Genomic DNA, 13,932 nt, shown 5'->3' with positions numbered 1-13,932 from the left:
CCTTACTGGTAACTGTAAAATAAGCCGTCGAGTAAACGCGTCCAGCCGGAAACCATCACAAACAACAGAATTTTCAGGGGTAAGGAAATCGTCATCGGTGAAACCATTTGCATTCCTAGCGCCAGCAAGACGTTTGAGACCACCAGATCCACCACCAGGAAGGGAATGAATATCAGGAATGCTATCTTAAACGCGCTTTGCAGCTCTGAGAGCACAAAGGCCGGAATGAGTAACAGGAGATTGTCCTGATGCGTCACCACGTCAGCGGCTAAATCCTTTGGCCACATCTTCTGGGCGTTTTCGGTGAGGTGTGTTAAGACATCAGGATCGGTATTGCGCGTCATGAAATGCGTCAGCGGTTCGATGCCATAATTCAGCGAGGCTTCGAGTTTTTCGGTGCTGGTGGTATCGAGCGGTTTCTCTTTAAAACGCGTCTGCATTCCATCGAGAACCGGAGCCATTACAAAGAGCGTGGCCGCAAGGGCAATCCCATAGAGTGCCATGTTCGGCGGCACCTGTTGAACGCCGATGGCATTACGGGTGAGCATCATCACCGTTGAGACTTTCAGAAAGCAGGTGGTAATCATGAGTAACAACGGGATCAGCGATATTGCCCCGAGCAATATCGCCAGTGCCAGCGGATTAAACGAGCTGATATTTTCCGGCATCAGGGATTACGCCTCACCCGTACCGCGAAAGACATTCTGAAGTTTCAGACCCAGCGCGCCGTTTACATTAACGAGCAAGCCTTTCCCGAGAATATGCGTTCCATGACATAAAAGCGCCTCACCTGGCGTGACATGATCCACCAGCAACATCGACCCGGCATCGAGATTTTGCAGCTCACCGAGCGTCATCGAAAGATTGCCGCAATGAATGGTCAGGTCGAGTTTCAACCCGCCGAAGGAGTGCGGTGAAACCTCTGGCACCTGATCTAATGCCTCTTCTACCACCACTTCGTTTTCATCATGTTCTTCGTTCATAATCCTGACCTGTTTTCGGGTGATCCTTATAAGGTATTGGTGAGAATTATTCGTTTCTGGTTCCAACTCGAAATAAAATTCTGTTCCACTGAGCGGAATTACTCCCTCCCCCTCAACCGTCATAAACGGCATGGTCGGTAAAAGAAGATCGCCCTCCGTTAACGATTGTAAGCGCTCAACGGAAAGGGAAAATTGACCGAGAACAAACGGCATTTTGATCGGCAATGCCACAGGAAACGGAATCGCCATCGGATCGAGGATTTTTTCTGACATCCATAGATCGAGCAATTCAAAAGAAAGTCGGGCGAGAAAATGGGTTTCGACATCGCCTTTCATGATGGTGATGTCAGCGGTCAGAAAATCGGTTTCCTCTTCTTTGCTGGTGGTAAAGAAACGAAACAACGTTTTGAAATCCTCATTCATTCGCCCGTTCACCAGCTCGATAAACCAGGGCTGAGGATCGTTCGCCGCCTCACTGAAGGTCGGAATATCCGCGACCAGCGCCAGAAAAGACGCCGGGTCATTAATCTCAATGGGGCCATGCGCACAATGGAGATGATAAAAGGAAGAGGTGGACACTCCCTCGACCATCTTTATCTGAAAAAAACCGTCATTCAAATCACGGCGAAAGGAGAGCTTGCGCCCTGCCCCAATCCAGCGGCGAAGGGTGGCCTCTTTAATCGTCACGAAAGGAAACATCATAGGGCATCAATCCGTTTAAACTTAAGGCGAATTGCTTTACCCATTCGCTTTGACAATAACCGTTCGGCTTCTTTTTCAATGCCGATCATCTTCGGCAAAACCGCTTCCTGAAAACCCAGCGTCACCATCGTTTCACCGCTGTCGCCTGGCGTTAATCGCGCGGTCACATCCCCGCTTTGTCGAAACCACATCGAGAATTCAGCCGGGAGGGTTTCATGTTCCTGGATGCCCCACATCAGATCCGGCGTCAGTTCGGTAAATGGATGATTCGGCGAGTGCTGTTCGGCTTCAGGTTCGCTGGCTTTCTCCTCAGCCAGATCGGCAAAATGAAAATTCAACGCCTCAAATTCAGCCATGCGATCGTTTGGGTCAGTCATCAGACGTTTGAAATCGTGGGCATCCTTTTTGCTGGGAGTATTTTTTGAAGATTTAGTCTGAGCAGATGATGAACGTCGGATCGGCTCAGGGGATTTTGTGGGTGTCGTGGTGACAGGTTTATGCGTGGCGGGATGTTTGATTACCGGCTTCACATCAGATCCTTTTGTTCCAGAATATATTCAAGCTTTTCGATTTCGCGCTGACAGTTTTCGATATCCGTTTGCGCCGAACCGATGACCTCAAGCTGTTGACTGATGGCGTCCATCTTTCCGGCGTTATCCTCTTCCTGTTTAAGAAGTTTGGTGCGCGCCATCTTTTCGTTTTCCAGCGTCTGAAATAATTTCTCATGCATCATCACAACACCTGTGTGATGTTTGGTGAAATCATCGAGCGCTTCTTTGTACTGGTCACGGAATTTATTCAGGCGACGCTGACCGATTTTCAAATCGTGCTTGAGGTTTTTGAGTTTCTTATTCTCAGCGGTTAAAGCATTTTTGAGTTTCGCAAGTTTGCGCTCGCGGAGCGGTAACAACATCGTTGCCGTTTTTAACAGCTCATAATCGGCGCGCTCTTTCTCTTCGTCATAGTCCGGCAGCACGGATCGTTTCCTCTAATTTATTGAGCATATGAATAAAGGGTTCGGGATGATGATTTTCCTGTTGCAGGAAGGCCGCGATTGACGGCTGAGCCTGAACCGCAACATCGGTCATCAGATCGTTGCCCTCCTGGTATTCCCCAAGACGAATGAGCATTTCGACCTGTTGATAAGATGCCATCAGTTGACGGAATTGACGGGCGAGCATCATATGATCGGATTCGACGACATTCGGCATGGTACGTGATAGGCTCTGAAGGATATCAATCGCCGGGAAATGCCCTTTTTCAGCGAGCTTTCTGTTTAAGATAATGTGTCCGTCAATCAGCGATCGCACCTCATCGGCCACGGGATCATTAGGGGAATCCGCTTCCATCAGGACAGAGTAAAGCGCTGTGATTGCGCCCTTAGTGGTCTTTCCGGCACGTTCAAGCAGTCCGGGAAGCAAGGTATAGACTGACGGCGGTAAGCCGCCGCGCCCTGGTGGTTCCCCCAACGCCAGACCGATTTCACGTTGCGCGCGCGCAAAGCGCGTGAGCGAGTCGATAATCAGTAAAACGCTCATGCCTTTATCGCGAAATGATTCGGCGATCCCCGTGGCCGTAAAGGCCGCGCGCGCGCGTTCCATGCTGGTTCGGTCAGAGGTGGCACAGACCATCACCGTTTTTGCGCGTAACTGGTCATCGAGTTCATGCTGTAAAAACTCACCCAGCTCGCGGCCACGCTCACCAATCAAGCCAAACACAATCACATCACAGGGCGTATTCCGCGCAATTTCCGCGAGTAACGTGGTCTTGCCGCATCCGGCTCCCGCGAAAAGTCCCATGCGTTGACCGATGCCTAAAGTGATCATCCCGTCAATTGCGCGAACCCCTGTCGCGAGCGGTTCGCTGATGCGAGGTCTGTCTGTCGCGGAAGGCGCGTTACCAAGAACAGAGGTCGCATCAGGGTGTTCATCATCCATCGCGAACGCGGAGACCGATTCTTCATCCATTGGCCAGCCGAATCCGTCGAGAACAGACCCGAGCAATTTTTCGGAAGCCGAAATCTTGTGCGGCTGGTAAAGCGGCGTCACGGGTGAGCCTTGCGCGATCCCGTTGAGTTGTCCGAGGGCTGAAAGCAAGGTACTTTCCGGGTTAAATCCCACAACCTCCGCCATCACCTCTTGATTGTCTTTGCCCATAACCCGACACAGATCACCAATCCTTGCATCCGGCAAACTCGCCTCTAACAAAATGCCGGAAACACCTGTGATGCGACCATGTATCTGAACGGGTTTCGCCTCCATTAACAGGCATTCTTTTTGCCTGAACCATTCATCCAGCTTGCTCATTACCATTTCACCGAAATGTTTTCAGACCCGGTAAATTCAACGGTGTCTTTTGTGATTTTGGACAGGGTGAAGCCTTGCTCTTTATCCCCGATAAACAGTCGACGACCGTCTTCAATGACGACGTTCGCCCCCTTACCCGCTGTTATCTGTACAATGCGGAATGGTAATCTCAGCACTTTTAAGGCGGTGGCATTGATCAAAGGAAGCGAAACTTTGTATTCGTCATGCAAAGAGGACATCAGGCGGGACATGATTTCGAGCTGGTTCTCTGTCAGTTCACCGTTGAGGGTGAGTCCGTGTTCATCACCTGTGATAGTCACCAGTTTATTGAGGTCGCGATCTTCCAGCTTTTTCTCCAGCACAGCGCGCAAGGATTCCGCATCGGTTATCGCGATGCGATTATCAGGGGTTTCATTCGTGGTTTTTGACGCGGATAAAATCCAGGAAACCACAATGACCACACCGAGCACAATCAGCATCACCACAGAGGGTTTAAACCAGGCGGGGAAACGACTCGATTCGCGTTCAGGTTTGGGCTGAGCGGTTTCAATGAGACCATCGGCATTGATGGGGATAAGGCTTGAAGACGTCCAGGGCGTATCGGATTCACTCACCACAAGCCAGACACCTGACAACATGAAGGGTTGATTGGGTTCAAGCGTTAAGGTGTCGTTCACCCTCCCGCCCTCAGCAAGGTAAATATTCCCCTCATTCGGTGCAAGATGCCAGGTTTCATCACGTTTTGACAGGGTGGCATGTTTTGCGAGAATGTCCGCGTCACACAGCTGGAGATCGCTTTCCTCATGATTGCCTAACTGCCAGTTTTCCCCGCTTAACGGCAACGTTGCCCCCTCATGCAATCCGTTTAACACGCGCAATTCAAACATCTTCCATTTCCTCAACCATCGGGTTATGTTCCTCAATCAGGTTTTCGTTAATGTCTATGCGCCCTTCCACGTTAACCGGAAGATTGAATTCGAGTTCGGCAAAAGACAGGACAGCAACATGATTGAATTCGTTTTGAATGAGCGTTCGTAAGGGAGAGCGTAAGTCTTGCGCCACCAGCATCACCCCCTGATTAATGGAGCGGTAAGGCGGGAACACTGAGCGGATCTGATCCATGAACAGCTTCATCCGTTCCTGGTCGAGAGTAAAGAAGGTATCGGTGTTGGTGTGCCTCAAGGCCTCGCGAAGGATTTCCTCTGTCTCAGGCGTCAGGAGCCAGGCAAGTAACCCCTCACCGTCGGTGCTGTGCTGATAACAGAGGTGTTCTTTAATATCGATGCGAACCTGGTCGATTAACATCCCCGTGTCGCGCTCGCTCCCATGCATCAGCAAGCTTTCGGTGATGGTTCGGATGGCTCTTAAGGAAATGCGTTCGGCCACCAGCCTCTGAAGGACGCTCGATAAGCGCGCGACGGGAAACACACGCTCGAATTCCTGTGCCACCTCTGGCAAATCACTTTGTAACCATGAGACGATCGCGCGGGTTTCCTGCATCCCGATAAAGCGCGGCGCAGACTGAAACAACGCTTCTTCCATTTTCGCCAGCAACAAATCATTCCCTGACCAGGAGAGTTCACCGCTGGTAAGATATGGATCATCCTCCTCAAGCCAGATGAAATCCTCCTCAGGGGCAATGTCGGATTCCTCAGCGTGGGTTTTGTCTTCAAGCTGGCGCGTATAGCCGATGCGTTCCACCGCGCGTTTATTTTGGGTGATGGTGGCGATGACTTTGGGGATTTCATACACCAGAAACCGAAACTCATCCTCGCGTTGTAAGGTGGTGAACTGGATATCAAACACAGGTAACGTGAACCCGAACTGATTTACGATGCGATTTCGAATGCGTCGGATTTCCTCGATGATCTGAATAACATGCGGATCGCGTTCCCGCCCAGCTGGAAAACTCAAGAGAAACAACCTTGCCGGGTTAAAGGTGCGTAAATCGTTCTCGCCGTTTTCCTCTGGGATGATTTGATTTTCATTCGTGCTGGTGGCGGCCTGACGTCGGTCTCGCCAGAGTTGAAACGTACCCGATCCGATTGCGCCGGTCCCGAGAATCATGAAGACAATCGTTGGCATTCCTGGCAATAAGCTGAAGGCGAACATCCCCACTCCGGCCATAATCCAGGCTTTCGGTTGCTGGGTTAACTGTTGGGTGATTTCCTTACCGATATTGTGATCGAAACTTTCCTCGTTAGCGGAGACGCGGGTAATCATCATCCCGCTGGTGAGCGAAATTAAGAGCGCTGGGATCTGGTCAATCAGGCCATCGCCGATGGTGAGAATGGAAAACGTGTGCATCGCATCCCCCGCCGTCATTCCCAGCTGAAGGATCCCAATACAAAACCCGCCAATAAGGTTAATGGACAGGATCACAATCCCGGCCATCGAATCCCCTTTCACGAATTTCATCGCGCCATCCATCGCGCCGAAGAGCTGGCTTTCTTTGGTGAGGTCTTCCCGTCGGCGTTTCGCCTGAGCGACGTTAATCAGTCCGGCGCGCAAATCAGAGTCAATCGACATCTGTTTCCCAGGCATCGCATCCAGAGTGAAACGTGCGGCGACTTCGGCGACGCGTTCTGAGCCTTTCGTGATGACCAGAAAGTTCACCACGGTCAATATCAAGAACACGACAAGCCCCACCGCCAGATTGCCGCCTACGACGAAGTTTCCGAAAGCGGTGACGATGTGTCCGGCATTTTGCTGAAGCAGGATTTGACGTGTTGTCGAAATCGACAAGCCCAGACGAAACATCGTCGTCAGCAACAACACGGAGGGGAACGTAGAAAACGCGAGGGGTTTGGGTAAGAACATCGCGTTCATGATCAGCAAACACGACATGCTGATGTTCGTGGCAATCAGGACATCGATAAGCGGTAAAGGCAGCGGGATGATCAACATAAAGACCACTGCCAGGGCAATAAAACCCCCTACGATTTCCGATCGTTCCATCGCGTGATAAGCGATTTTATTGAGCAAATTAAACAGTTGGTTCATAAGGCGTGACCGAGACGATTCTTCTCCATCTGTGCCAGCTCACCGTTTAAGGTACGAACCAGTTTAATCGCGCCGTCGCGATGATTGCCTTTGTCACCCCAGACGTTTTCCGGCAAGCGCTCAATTAACCGAAGCAGATGGTTAAAGTAAAACGGATGACGTTGAGAGTCGTCACCGATGGTTTCGAGTCCCAGCGATAAGAGCTGATTCGAATAGAACCCGTTCTTACACATCCCGAGTAAGGTTCGGGTCATCGTATCCACTGACATTTTGACCCCGCCAAAACTCTGACCGATGCGGGTGAGAAAATCCGTCACCTCTTTTATGGTGTTACTCAAAAGCTGAGTATCATTGAGACCGTTCATAAGGCGACGTAAGGCCATCGGAGGGATAGAGGGGGCAAGTGAGGCGATATCATCAGCCAGCGCGCGCTGAAGCGTTTTAAGCGCAGGAAGAAAGCCATCCACACCAAACTTTGCCAGCAACATATCGAGTATGGAATCTGACGATTGCTGACCGACCACGCCTTCATAATACATTTTGCGCAAGGTTTTCTTTTGCGTCTTATCCGTTGAGAATGTCGCGAAAGCGTGTGCGGTGTTGATTCCTGCTGAGACCTCAGCGCCGTGTTGTTCCACCAGCTGATTAAGCATCGCCTGAATGCGCGCCAGTAATTGCGGCTGATGTCCCTCTTCGAGGTTCATCGCCATCAGGCTCAGTGAGGCATACGCTGAGGCCGGATCGTTATCGGTTTCCTGTAAAAGTGCATCGAGCTGTTCACGTTCAGGCGTTTTTTCGAGTATCGATCGAATGCGCGTTTCGCGTTCAGCTTGTTCTTCGTCACGACCGCCTTCGAGTAATTCGCTGAGCTGTTCGATATGCGTAAAGCGCAGTAAGAAACCGCCTTTCTTCGCGCGGTTAAGCTGTTGCTGACGCTCGATGCGCGCGCGGTTCTGATCGATTTGCTGAGCAAGTGAACCCTCAGCGGCGTGTTCGGCCTGTTCAGTCTGAAGTTTTGCCTGATGAATAGGGTGAACGGGTTGTTGATGGTCTTGTTTCTTTTTCGATTCGACGACCGATTCGATCAGTGCTTCATTCTCTTCAAGCTGAGGATGATGGGGTCGGCGTGGGTGGTGAACGTGCATATTCATAGTTGAGACCTGAGAGGGGATTTTAAAATTGAGTGAAAAAATCGCCTTCTCAGTTCCCTACTTTATCACCTGCCAGAATTGGCAGTGAATTCGGTTGAAAATTGCCATTAATGGCAATAATCATCGCCTAAGACTATTCCTAATCATTTATTTTCAATAACTTACGACAATCAAAGTTGGCATGAGTTCTGCAACACACTCTTATCATCAACACAGGAGGTCTTATGGTTGCCTTATATGCTGACATGATTGAACACGTTTTGATTGACTGGGAAACGGTCATGAAAGAAACCGAAAAACGGCTTCACAATTTCATCCGTAAACGCGTATCGAATTTTGCCGATGTTGACGACCTGGTTCAGACCACCTGGCTTGAGGTGTTGATCCACAAAGGACGCTTTAAAGGTCATGCCCGACCGGAAACCTGGATATTTGGGATCGCGATGAACCTGGTGAAAATCTATTACAAGGATTCGCGCCTTCGCGCTTATAACACCGCGCCTGTCGAGTCGATGGAAAATGAACACAATCCGAAAGATGAACCAGAAATCATTCTTGAGGGGCGAAAGAACCTGTCGCTCGCCATAGAGAACTTTAAAAAGATGCCGGAGGAATATCAGAAATTACTGACGGTACTCATTGAAAATGACGTCGGTTATCAGGAGCTGGCCGATACCCTATCCATTCCTATCGGCACCGTCCGTTCCAGACTTTCCCGTTTACGTGCCTTTCTGAAAAAAGAAATGCGATGGGAGGCCTAGAAAGAGAAAAGGGGAAACAGCCGATTCCCCTTTGTGTTATTAGCGCAAATCTGCCAGTTTTTCTGACGATTAATTATTACCGGAAGTCGAGGCGTGTTCAACCCCGGCTTCCGCGCCTTTTTCCCCGCCGCGCTGTGCGGTTTGTCCGGCAGCGTAACCGATTCCTTTTTCACCATTGGCGGCGGCTTGCTCGCTTGCCGCTGCACCCGCATCCATTCCGGCTTCTTTCGCGGCACTCACCCCGGCTTTGAGTCCTCCTTCAGCGGCGGCTTTGGCACCTGCCTGAATCCCTGCCTGAACGGCAGCGCGACCGACTCCCGCACCGAGCGCCGCCTCACCCAGGCCCGGAATCAGAATCGAAAGACCTGTTGTGATCCATCCGAGGATGTCGATCATCTTAAAGAACCCGCCGCCCATTTCTTTCTTTTCATCGGGCTGGGTTTTCTGGCCATCGTACATATCGCGACGGGCTTTCATTTCGTCTGGGGTATCGATATAAGAAGGCGTTGGCGCAGGTGCGATTTGATTGGTGCCATGTGCAATGAACGCATCAATATCGCCTTTGGCAATTTTCTTATCATTCGACTTGTGAAAGAAATCACCGCCAGCGTGATGCATTCCGTTATCTAGCATTGAAAACAACATAGAATTTGGCTTAAGCAAAAGCTTTGCCGCATCACGAACATCCTGAGGCTGATTTTTATCATCGGCAATCTTCTGAAGGCTTTTCGGCGTGATATCGCCATCCTTAAAGAAAATGTCCTCGTTGTTTTTGACTGTGTTCAATGCATCCGCTTCGTTGACATTCAGCTTCACGTTATAAGACGCCTGGTCACACAACGCCTCACGCGATTCCTCTTTGTCAGGATCGGTCATGCCTGTATATTTCGCCCACTGGTCAGGGTGATCGGTCATGTACTTCGCCGCCGCCTGAACCTGTGGAGGACACTTATCAAGGGGTTGTTTCCCGTCTGCGATATCCTTCATGGTTTGTAGGCTCAGATTCTTCGGCAAACTTTGCGAATAGAGATAGAGTTCCCGAATCGCATCGTTGCCCGTCATTTCCTGTGGAGGTGTGCCGGGTGGTGCATCTGAGGGAACATAGGTGTGCGTGTAGGTTTCAGCCTGTTGATCGGAATAGGCCATAAAATCAGGCGTTTTCTTGATGGCCTGAATGTCATTAGCGGCAATCTTTCCGTCGACTTTACCGGGCGTGGCGTTGTCGATTTTGTCGTACATATCAGGATCGGAAAGCAAGGTGTTCAATGCGCGTTGCATATCAGGGGGTGTTTTCGGATCATCGGCGAGTTTCTTGAGGTCATCTTTGTTCATCGCCTTCGTGATCAATCCCTCGTTTCGACCCAGCGTGTTCACGACGTCTTCATATGACATGGGTTGATCGGTGCCATCCTCAGGAATGACGTTCAGCCCTTTTGGTGGGTTCGTGATAGTGGTGGCAATTTGAGGAGGCTGAGTCGATGTCTTCGTTGAGGTGTCTTGATATTGAATACCCCCATCTAAGGTATTCTGTTGATTCAATTGCTGAGGTGAGGTCTGACTCACATCGGGTAAACCTGAAACCGATAAGTTTGAAATTCTCATGATGGATCCTCACAAAATCCGAATGCTTAATAACAAAAGAATTCTAAAAATCATCCATTTTTAATGTAATGGAGCGATATGTTCCGCGAGAAGGTAACTTGCACGTAACGGAATACCATGATCAGCACGAACGCCGTTTTCAGAAAACGGATTTCCAGCAAATTCTTCAGAACCGACGGCGCGGTTTTCTTCGAGCCTTTGTCCCGATCCGTCAATCCAGATATGATCCCGAAGAGTGGCTAATGATGTTCCATTAAGCAGATGAAAAGCATGAACGAGTTCATGGGCAAGCGTGATGAAGGAGATTCGAGGGTCTAATACAGAATGCCCGATATTCATCGCATCAGTCCAAACCGCTTCATCGGGATGAAAACGAACGATAGGATTAACCCCTTCGCCTGGTGTGTTATCAGGTTTTGGCGCTCTTAAATGAAGCATGGCTTGTTCATGTTTTGGGTCATCTGGGTTATCGCTGACTCTGAAGCGTCTGACTTGTGAATCGGTTAATCTTCCCTGAACAAAACTCCCTTGTTCATGGTTGGCACAATCGATATAAAGTCGTTTATCAGGGTTATGATTAAGGATTTGACAAATCGCACTCAATAAATTTCGACCATTTTGACCGGATTTGATTCTTGCCAGAGCGGCTTCAGTCACCTCATGATGTTTCTTTGAGGCCGATAAAATGGTGAATTGTGGCACGACTAAACTATGTTGAATAGATTGAGGCATGTTGACACTCCTTACAGTTCATTTTGTGTGAAATATTCAGCTCTAATCGGCAAACCATGATCTTCGCGAACGCCATTTTCTGAAAACTTATTACCCCAATATCCACCCGTTCCAACAGCGCGATCTTCTTCTTCAAGTTGCGAAGTCGAATTGTTATAGACATCATTAAAAGCACTCGCTTTTGATGTTCCTTTCATGAGGTGATAAGCATGAATCAATTCATGAGCAAGAGAGGTAAAAGCATCGCGAGAATCTTTAATCACCCAGGATCGTTCATCTTTATCAACGATGATAGAAACATTCGGATTGTAATAAATGATAGGTTTAACACCTGTTCCGTTAGAACCGAGTTCTATCACCTTATTTCGATAAGATGTGACATCTTCAAAGTAATCAAGATTATATTTTTTAGCTTGAGAATAGGTTAGCTCTCCACCCGTTTCATTGTCATCGTTATCGGAAATCATGATGTCGATTTTGTTTTCCCGGTCAGAAAGCCGAGAAATTTCATTGAGGATATTGGATCCGTTTTTACCGGATTTGATTTTTTCAAGTGCGGATTCCCCGGCTATCAATTGTTTTTCTGTGTCAAAATAGAGAGTGACTTTCGGCTCAATTTTGCTGGGACGTGACCAGTTATAAGACATCAGTTCACCCATTGATTATTCGTTATTCAAAGTAAGCATTACGTAAAGGTAGGCCATGATCTCTCCGAATTCCATTTTCAGAAAGACTGGTGTTTTCAAACTCGCCCATTCCAACAGCACGAATTTCCTCGCGGTAATGTTCTGGGTCGTTAATGGCTGAGGTTGAAGGTTCTGTGCCAAATCCGCGACCAATCATCATGTAATAGGCATGAACCAGCTCATGAGCTAAGCCGATGAAGGCGAGATTAGATATATTCGCACTTCTGGGCATCCCATTAATATCAACTAATATAGAATGATTAGGATTATAAAAAACAAGGGGTTTAGCACCAATCCCATTTGAAGAATACTCATAGACTTTATGTCTATGTTCATAACTATTAGGATCCTTGTTTCCATGATAATCAGTTTTCATTTCTTCAGTCATGGCACCACTCAACCCTGAAGAATCTTCTTCAGATTCATTCACAATAATTGTTATTCTTTTATCATTAGTCGTTGCGTCTTCAATAGACTGAATCAAACGACGACCATTAGGACCGGCACAAATTTTTCTCAAAGCGGATTCGGTTGTTTTAAATTGCACTTCATTTTCGAACTGAATATCTAATACAGGAACTATCTTGCTCGCTTGAGTGATCGAGTTAGGCATTTGTTTATCTCATGATTTCGGAGGCATAGACTTATTAAAATAACTCTTACGAACAGGCATCTTGAGTTCTCGACGAACCGTATTTTCACTGAAGGCTTCTCTCTCGAACTCCCCAATACCTACAGCCCGCTCCTCTTCGCGTCGTTGACCTGTTCCATTGAACCAAACTTTATCGGGGTGAGTCGTCAGGGATGTTCCGTTCATCTGATGAAAAGCATGAATCAGTTCATGTGTAAGAGAGGCTGGATTATAAGCTGTGCTATAAACCTTTACTGGGAAACCTTCGTTGTCAATATAACTCGATTCATTGGGATTAAAAGTGATAATTGAAGGCGTTCCCTCACTATGTTTCCCGTCTCGATCGACTGTCGATAAAAGTCGCATCGCGGTTTGATGTTCCTTTGAATTGACATCAGGATTAACATAATATTTTCGAATCTGAGATTTTGATAAATATCCTGCTGTCCCAGTAGGATATTGATTATTTGCCACAATAATGAGATTCTTTTCTTCTGTAGCAACATATTTAAGGCTGAGCAACAAATTCTTACCTGAATGAGTTGATGCAATTTTCTTTAGTGCTTTTTCGGTTTCATCCAAATCTCTATTATTTTCATAGTTAATGGTAATAAAAGGAGCATTAATACTATTTGATTTATATGGTAAGAAATTAAGAGGCACGTCGAATATGTCCTTGCTTGAGTTGTTCACTTATAAAAATTTGTTCTCGGGTCAGATAACTGGCGCGAAGAGGAAGATGATGATCATAGCGAACACCATTCTCAGAGATTCCGCTTCCTTTATAAATCCCGACTCCGACAGCGCGATCTTCTTCAAGACGCATATCTGAATTTTCATCAAACAATTGGTCAAATGAATACCCACCTCGATAGGTTCCGTTCATTAAGTTGTATGCATGAACGAGTTCATGAGCAAGTGAAACAAAACACATTTCTTTCCCACTGTTCAAATAGGTAGGAAATCCGTCTTGATCAAGCATAATGCCTTTATTAATGTTAATCTTGACAATGGCGACAACACCTTCATTGTTATCGCCATTGGGTTTAATTCTCGCAAGCTCTAACATTTTATTAAAATGTTCATCACTATCAGAATTTCTGTTAACTTTGTGAATTTGAATCTGAGAATGAGTCAGCATTCCTCCAACGCCATTTTCGCGATCATGCGTCATGATTTGTACATGACGACCATGAGTTGAAAGCATTTTGATTCTTTTTAATAACTCATGACCGCAAGGACCAGAGTTAATTTTTGTTAATGAAGATTCAATATGAATCAACTCTTCGATAGATCCAGTATGAATCTTGATTTCAGGAATCAGTTTACTATGAAAATTGCCTGGAAATTGCATTAAAATATTCCTTTAATAATA

General features: G+C 47.6%; 15 protein-coding genes. 1 reads left to right on the top strand and 14 read right to left on the bottom strand.

Going from position 1 to position 13,932, the window contains the following annotated elements; all coding sequences use genetic code 11:
• Nucleotides 1-2: 2 nt before the first annotated feature.
• The 8 genes from sctR to sctW are packed head-to-tail and all read right to left on the bottom strand — an operon-like array spanning nucleotide 3 to nucleotide 8,145.
• Entirely contained in the window at nucleotides 3-668 is a 666-nt protein-coding gene (gene sctR, locus F3J36_RS02630; RefSeq protein WP_166718803.1) for a type III secretion system export apparatus subunit SctR, read from the bottom strand.
• A gap of 6 nt (nucleotides 669-674) precedes the next feature.
• Entirely contained in the window at nucleotides 675-1,685 is a 1,011-nt protein-coding gene (locus F3J36_RS02625; protein WP_166718802.1) for a FliM/FliN family flagellar motor switch protein, read from the bottom strand.
• Nucleotides 1,682-2,215 carry a hypothetical protein gene (locus F3J36_RS02620; protein ID WP_166718801.1) on the bottom strand — a complete coding sequence of 178 codons (534 nt, stop codon included), beginning with the start codon at nucleotides 2,213-2,215 and terminating at the stop codon, nucleotides 1,682-1,684. The genes F3J36_RS02625 and F3J36_RS02620 overlap by 4 nt, the downstream gene beginning before the upstream one ends.
• Entirely contained in the window at nucleotides 2,212-2,661 is a 450-nt protein-coding gene (locus F3J36_RS02615; RefSeq protein ID WP_166718800.1) for a hypothetical protein, read from the bottom strand. Before F3J36_RS02615 ends, F3J36_RS02620 begins: the two co-directional genes overlap by 4 nt.
• Nucleotides 2,645-3,991, bottom strand: coding sequence for a FliI/YscN family ATPase (locus F3J36_RS02610; RefSeq protein WP_240154045.1), 1,347 nt, complete (start codon nucleotides 3,989-3,991; stop codon nucleotides 2,645-2,647). Before F3J36_RS02610 ends, F3J36_RS02615 begins: the two co-directional genes overlap by 17 nt.
• Entirely contained in the window at nucleotides 3,991-4,878 is an 888-nt protein-coding gene (locus F3J36_RS02605) for an FHA domain-containing protein (RefSeq protein ID WP_166718798.1), read from the bottom strand. Before F3J36_RS02605 ends, F3J36_RS02610 begins: the two co-directional genes overlap by 1 nt.
• A complete protein-coding gene (sctV, locus tag F3J36_RS02600) occupies nucleotides 4,871-6,994 on the bottom strand; it encodes a type III secretion system export apparatus subunit SctV (protein ID WP_166718797.1) in 2,124 nt (707 codons plus the stop codon). Before sctV ends, F3J36_RS02605 begins: the two co-directional genes overlap by 8 nt.
• Nucleotides 6,991-8,145: a type III secretion system gatekeeper subunit SctW gene (gene sctW / locus F3J36_RS02595; RefSeq protein WP_166718796.1), complete on the bottom strand. Its 1,155-nt coding sequence runs from the start codon at nucleotides 8,143-8,145 to the stop codon at nucleotides 6,991-6,993. The genes sctV and sctW overlap by 4 nt, the downstream gene beginning before the upstream one ends.
• 224 nt (nucleotides 8,146-8,369) lie before the next feature.
• On the opposite strand from sctW, the gene F3J36_RS02590 reads away from it, so the two are divergent.
• The gene (locus F3J36_RS02590; RefSeq protein ID WP_166718795.1) at nucleotides 8,370-8,906 is read left to right on the top strand and encodes an RNA polymerase sigma factor; all 537 of its coding nucleotides are present in this window, start codon (nucleotides 8,370-8,372) and stop codon (nucleotides 8,904-8,906) included.
• Nucleotides 8,907-8,975: 69 nt separating this feature from the next.
• Here the strand turns inward: F3J36_RS02590 and F3J36_RS02585 are convergent, their stop codons facing one another.
• The 6 genes from F3J36_RS02585 to F3J36_RS02560 are packed head-to-tail and all read right to left on the bottom strand — an operon-like array spanning nucleotide 8,976 to nucleotide 13,911.
• Entirely contained in the window at nucleotides 8,976-10,508 is a 1,533-nt protein-coding gene (locus F3J36_RS02585; RefSeq protein WP_166718794.1) for an HrpF/NolX family T3SS translocon protein, read from the bottom strand.
• 60 nt (nucleotides 10,509-10,568) lie between these two features.
• Nucleotides 10,569-11,240 carry a M91 family zinc metallopeptidase gene (locus F3J36_RS02580; protein WP_166718793.1) on the bottom strand — a complete coding sequence of 224 codons (672 nt, stop codon included), beginning with the start codon at nucleotides 11,238-11,240 and terminating at the stop codon, nucleotides 10,569-10,571.
• A gap of 11 nt (nucleotides 11,241-11,251) precedes the next feature.
• Complete coding sequence (locus tag F3J36_RS02575) at nucleotides 11,252-11,899, bottom strand: M91 family zinc metallopeptidase (protein ID WP_166718792.1); 648 nt, start codon at nucleotides 11,897-11,899, stop codon at nucleotides 11,252-11,254.
• Nucleotides 11,900-11,909: 10 nt separating this feature from the next.
• Nucleotides 11,910-12,539 carry a M91 family zinc metallopeptidase gene (locus F3J36_RS02570; protein WP_166718791.1) on the bottom strand — a complete coding sequence of 210 codons (630 nt, stop codon included), beginning with the start codon at nucleotides 12,537-12,539 and terminating at the stop codon, nucleotides 11,910-11,912.
• Between the two features lie 9 nt (nucleotides 12,540-12,548).
• Entirely contained in the window at nucleotides 12,549-13,220 is a 672-nt protein-coding gene (locus F3J36_RS02565; protein ID WP_166718790.1) for a M91 family zinc metallopeptidase, read from the bottom strand.
• Nucleotides 13,210-13,911 (bottom strand): M91 family zinc metallopeptidase, encoded by a 702-nt coding sequence (locus F3J36_RS02560; RefSeq protein WP_166718789.1) that lies wholly within the window; start codon nucleotides 13,909-13,911, stop codon nucleotides 13,210-13,212. Before F3J36_RS02560 ends, F3J36_RS02565 begins: the two co-directional genes overlap by 11 nt.
• Nucleotides 13,912-13,932: the final 21 nt, after the last annotated feature.

It is taken from the genome of Pantoea sp. Cy-640, assembly GCF_011752635.1.
Classification (GTDB): domain Bacteria; phylum Pseudomonadota; class Gammaproteobacteria; order Enterobacterales; family Enterobacteriaceae; genus Pantoea; species Pantoea dispersa.
The sequence above is the reverse complement of the archived record's forward strand: the minus strand, read 5'-3'. Positions and strand labels throughout refer to the sequence as shown.

What these genes read in the sequence shown, in the direction of transcription:
- sctR (WP_166718803.1), bottom strand. Translation starts at nt 668, where the DNA reads ATGCCGGAAAATATCAGCTCGTTTAATCCGCTGGCACTGGCGATATTG.
- F3J36_RS02625 (WP_166718802.1), bottom strand. Translation starts at nt 1,685, where the DNA reads ATGATGTTTCCTTTCGTGACGATTAAAGAGGCCACCCTTCGCCGCTGG.
- F3J36_RS02610 (WP_240154045.1), bottom strand. Translation starts at nt 3,991, where the DNA reads ATGAGCAAGCTGGATGAATGGTTCAGGCAAAAAGAATGCCTGTTAATG.
- F3J36_RS02605 (WP_166718798.1), bottom strand. Translation starts at nt 4,878, where the DNA reads ATGTTTGAATTGCGCGTGTTAAACGGATTGCATGAGGGGGCAACGTTG.
- sctV (WP_166718797.1), bottom strand. Translation starts at nt 6,994, where the DNA reads ATGAACCAACTGTTTAATTTGCTCAATAAAATCGCTTATCACGCGATG.
- sctW (WP_166718796.1), bottom strand. Translation starts at nt 8,145, where the DNA reads ATGAATATGCACGTTCACCACCCACGCCGACCCCATCATCCTCAGCTT.
- F3J36_RS02590 (WP_166718795.1), top strand. Translation starts at nt 8,370, where the DNA reads ATGGTTGCCTTATATGCTGACATGATTGAACACGTTTTGATTGACTGG.
- F3J36_RS02585 (WP_166718794.1), bottom strand. Translation starts at nt 10,508, where the DNA reads ATGAGAATTTCAAACTTATCGGTTTCAGGTTTACCCGATGTGAGTCAG.
- F3J36_RS02580 (WP_166718793.1), bottom strand. Translation starts at nt 11,240, where the DNA reads ATGCCTCAATCTATTCAACATAGTTTAGTCGTGCCACAATTCACCATT.
- F3J36_RS02575 (WP_166718792.1), bottom strand. Translation starts at nt 11,899, where the DNA reads ATGGGTGAACTGATGTCTTATAACTGGTCACGTCCCAGCAAAATTGAG.
- F3J36_RS02570 (WP_166718791.1), bottom strand. Translation starts at nt 12,539, where the DNA reads ATGCCTAACTCGATCACTCAAGCGAGCAAGATAGTTCCTGTATTAGAT.
- F3J36_RS02560 (WP_166718789.1), bottom strand. Translation starts at nt 13,911, where the DNA reads ATGCAATTTCCAGGCAATTTTCATAGTAAACTGATTCCTGAAATCAAG.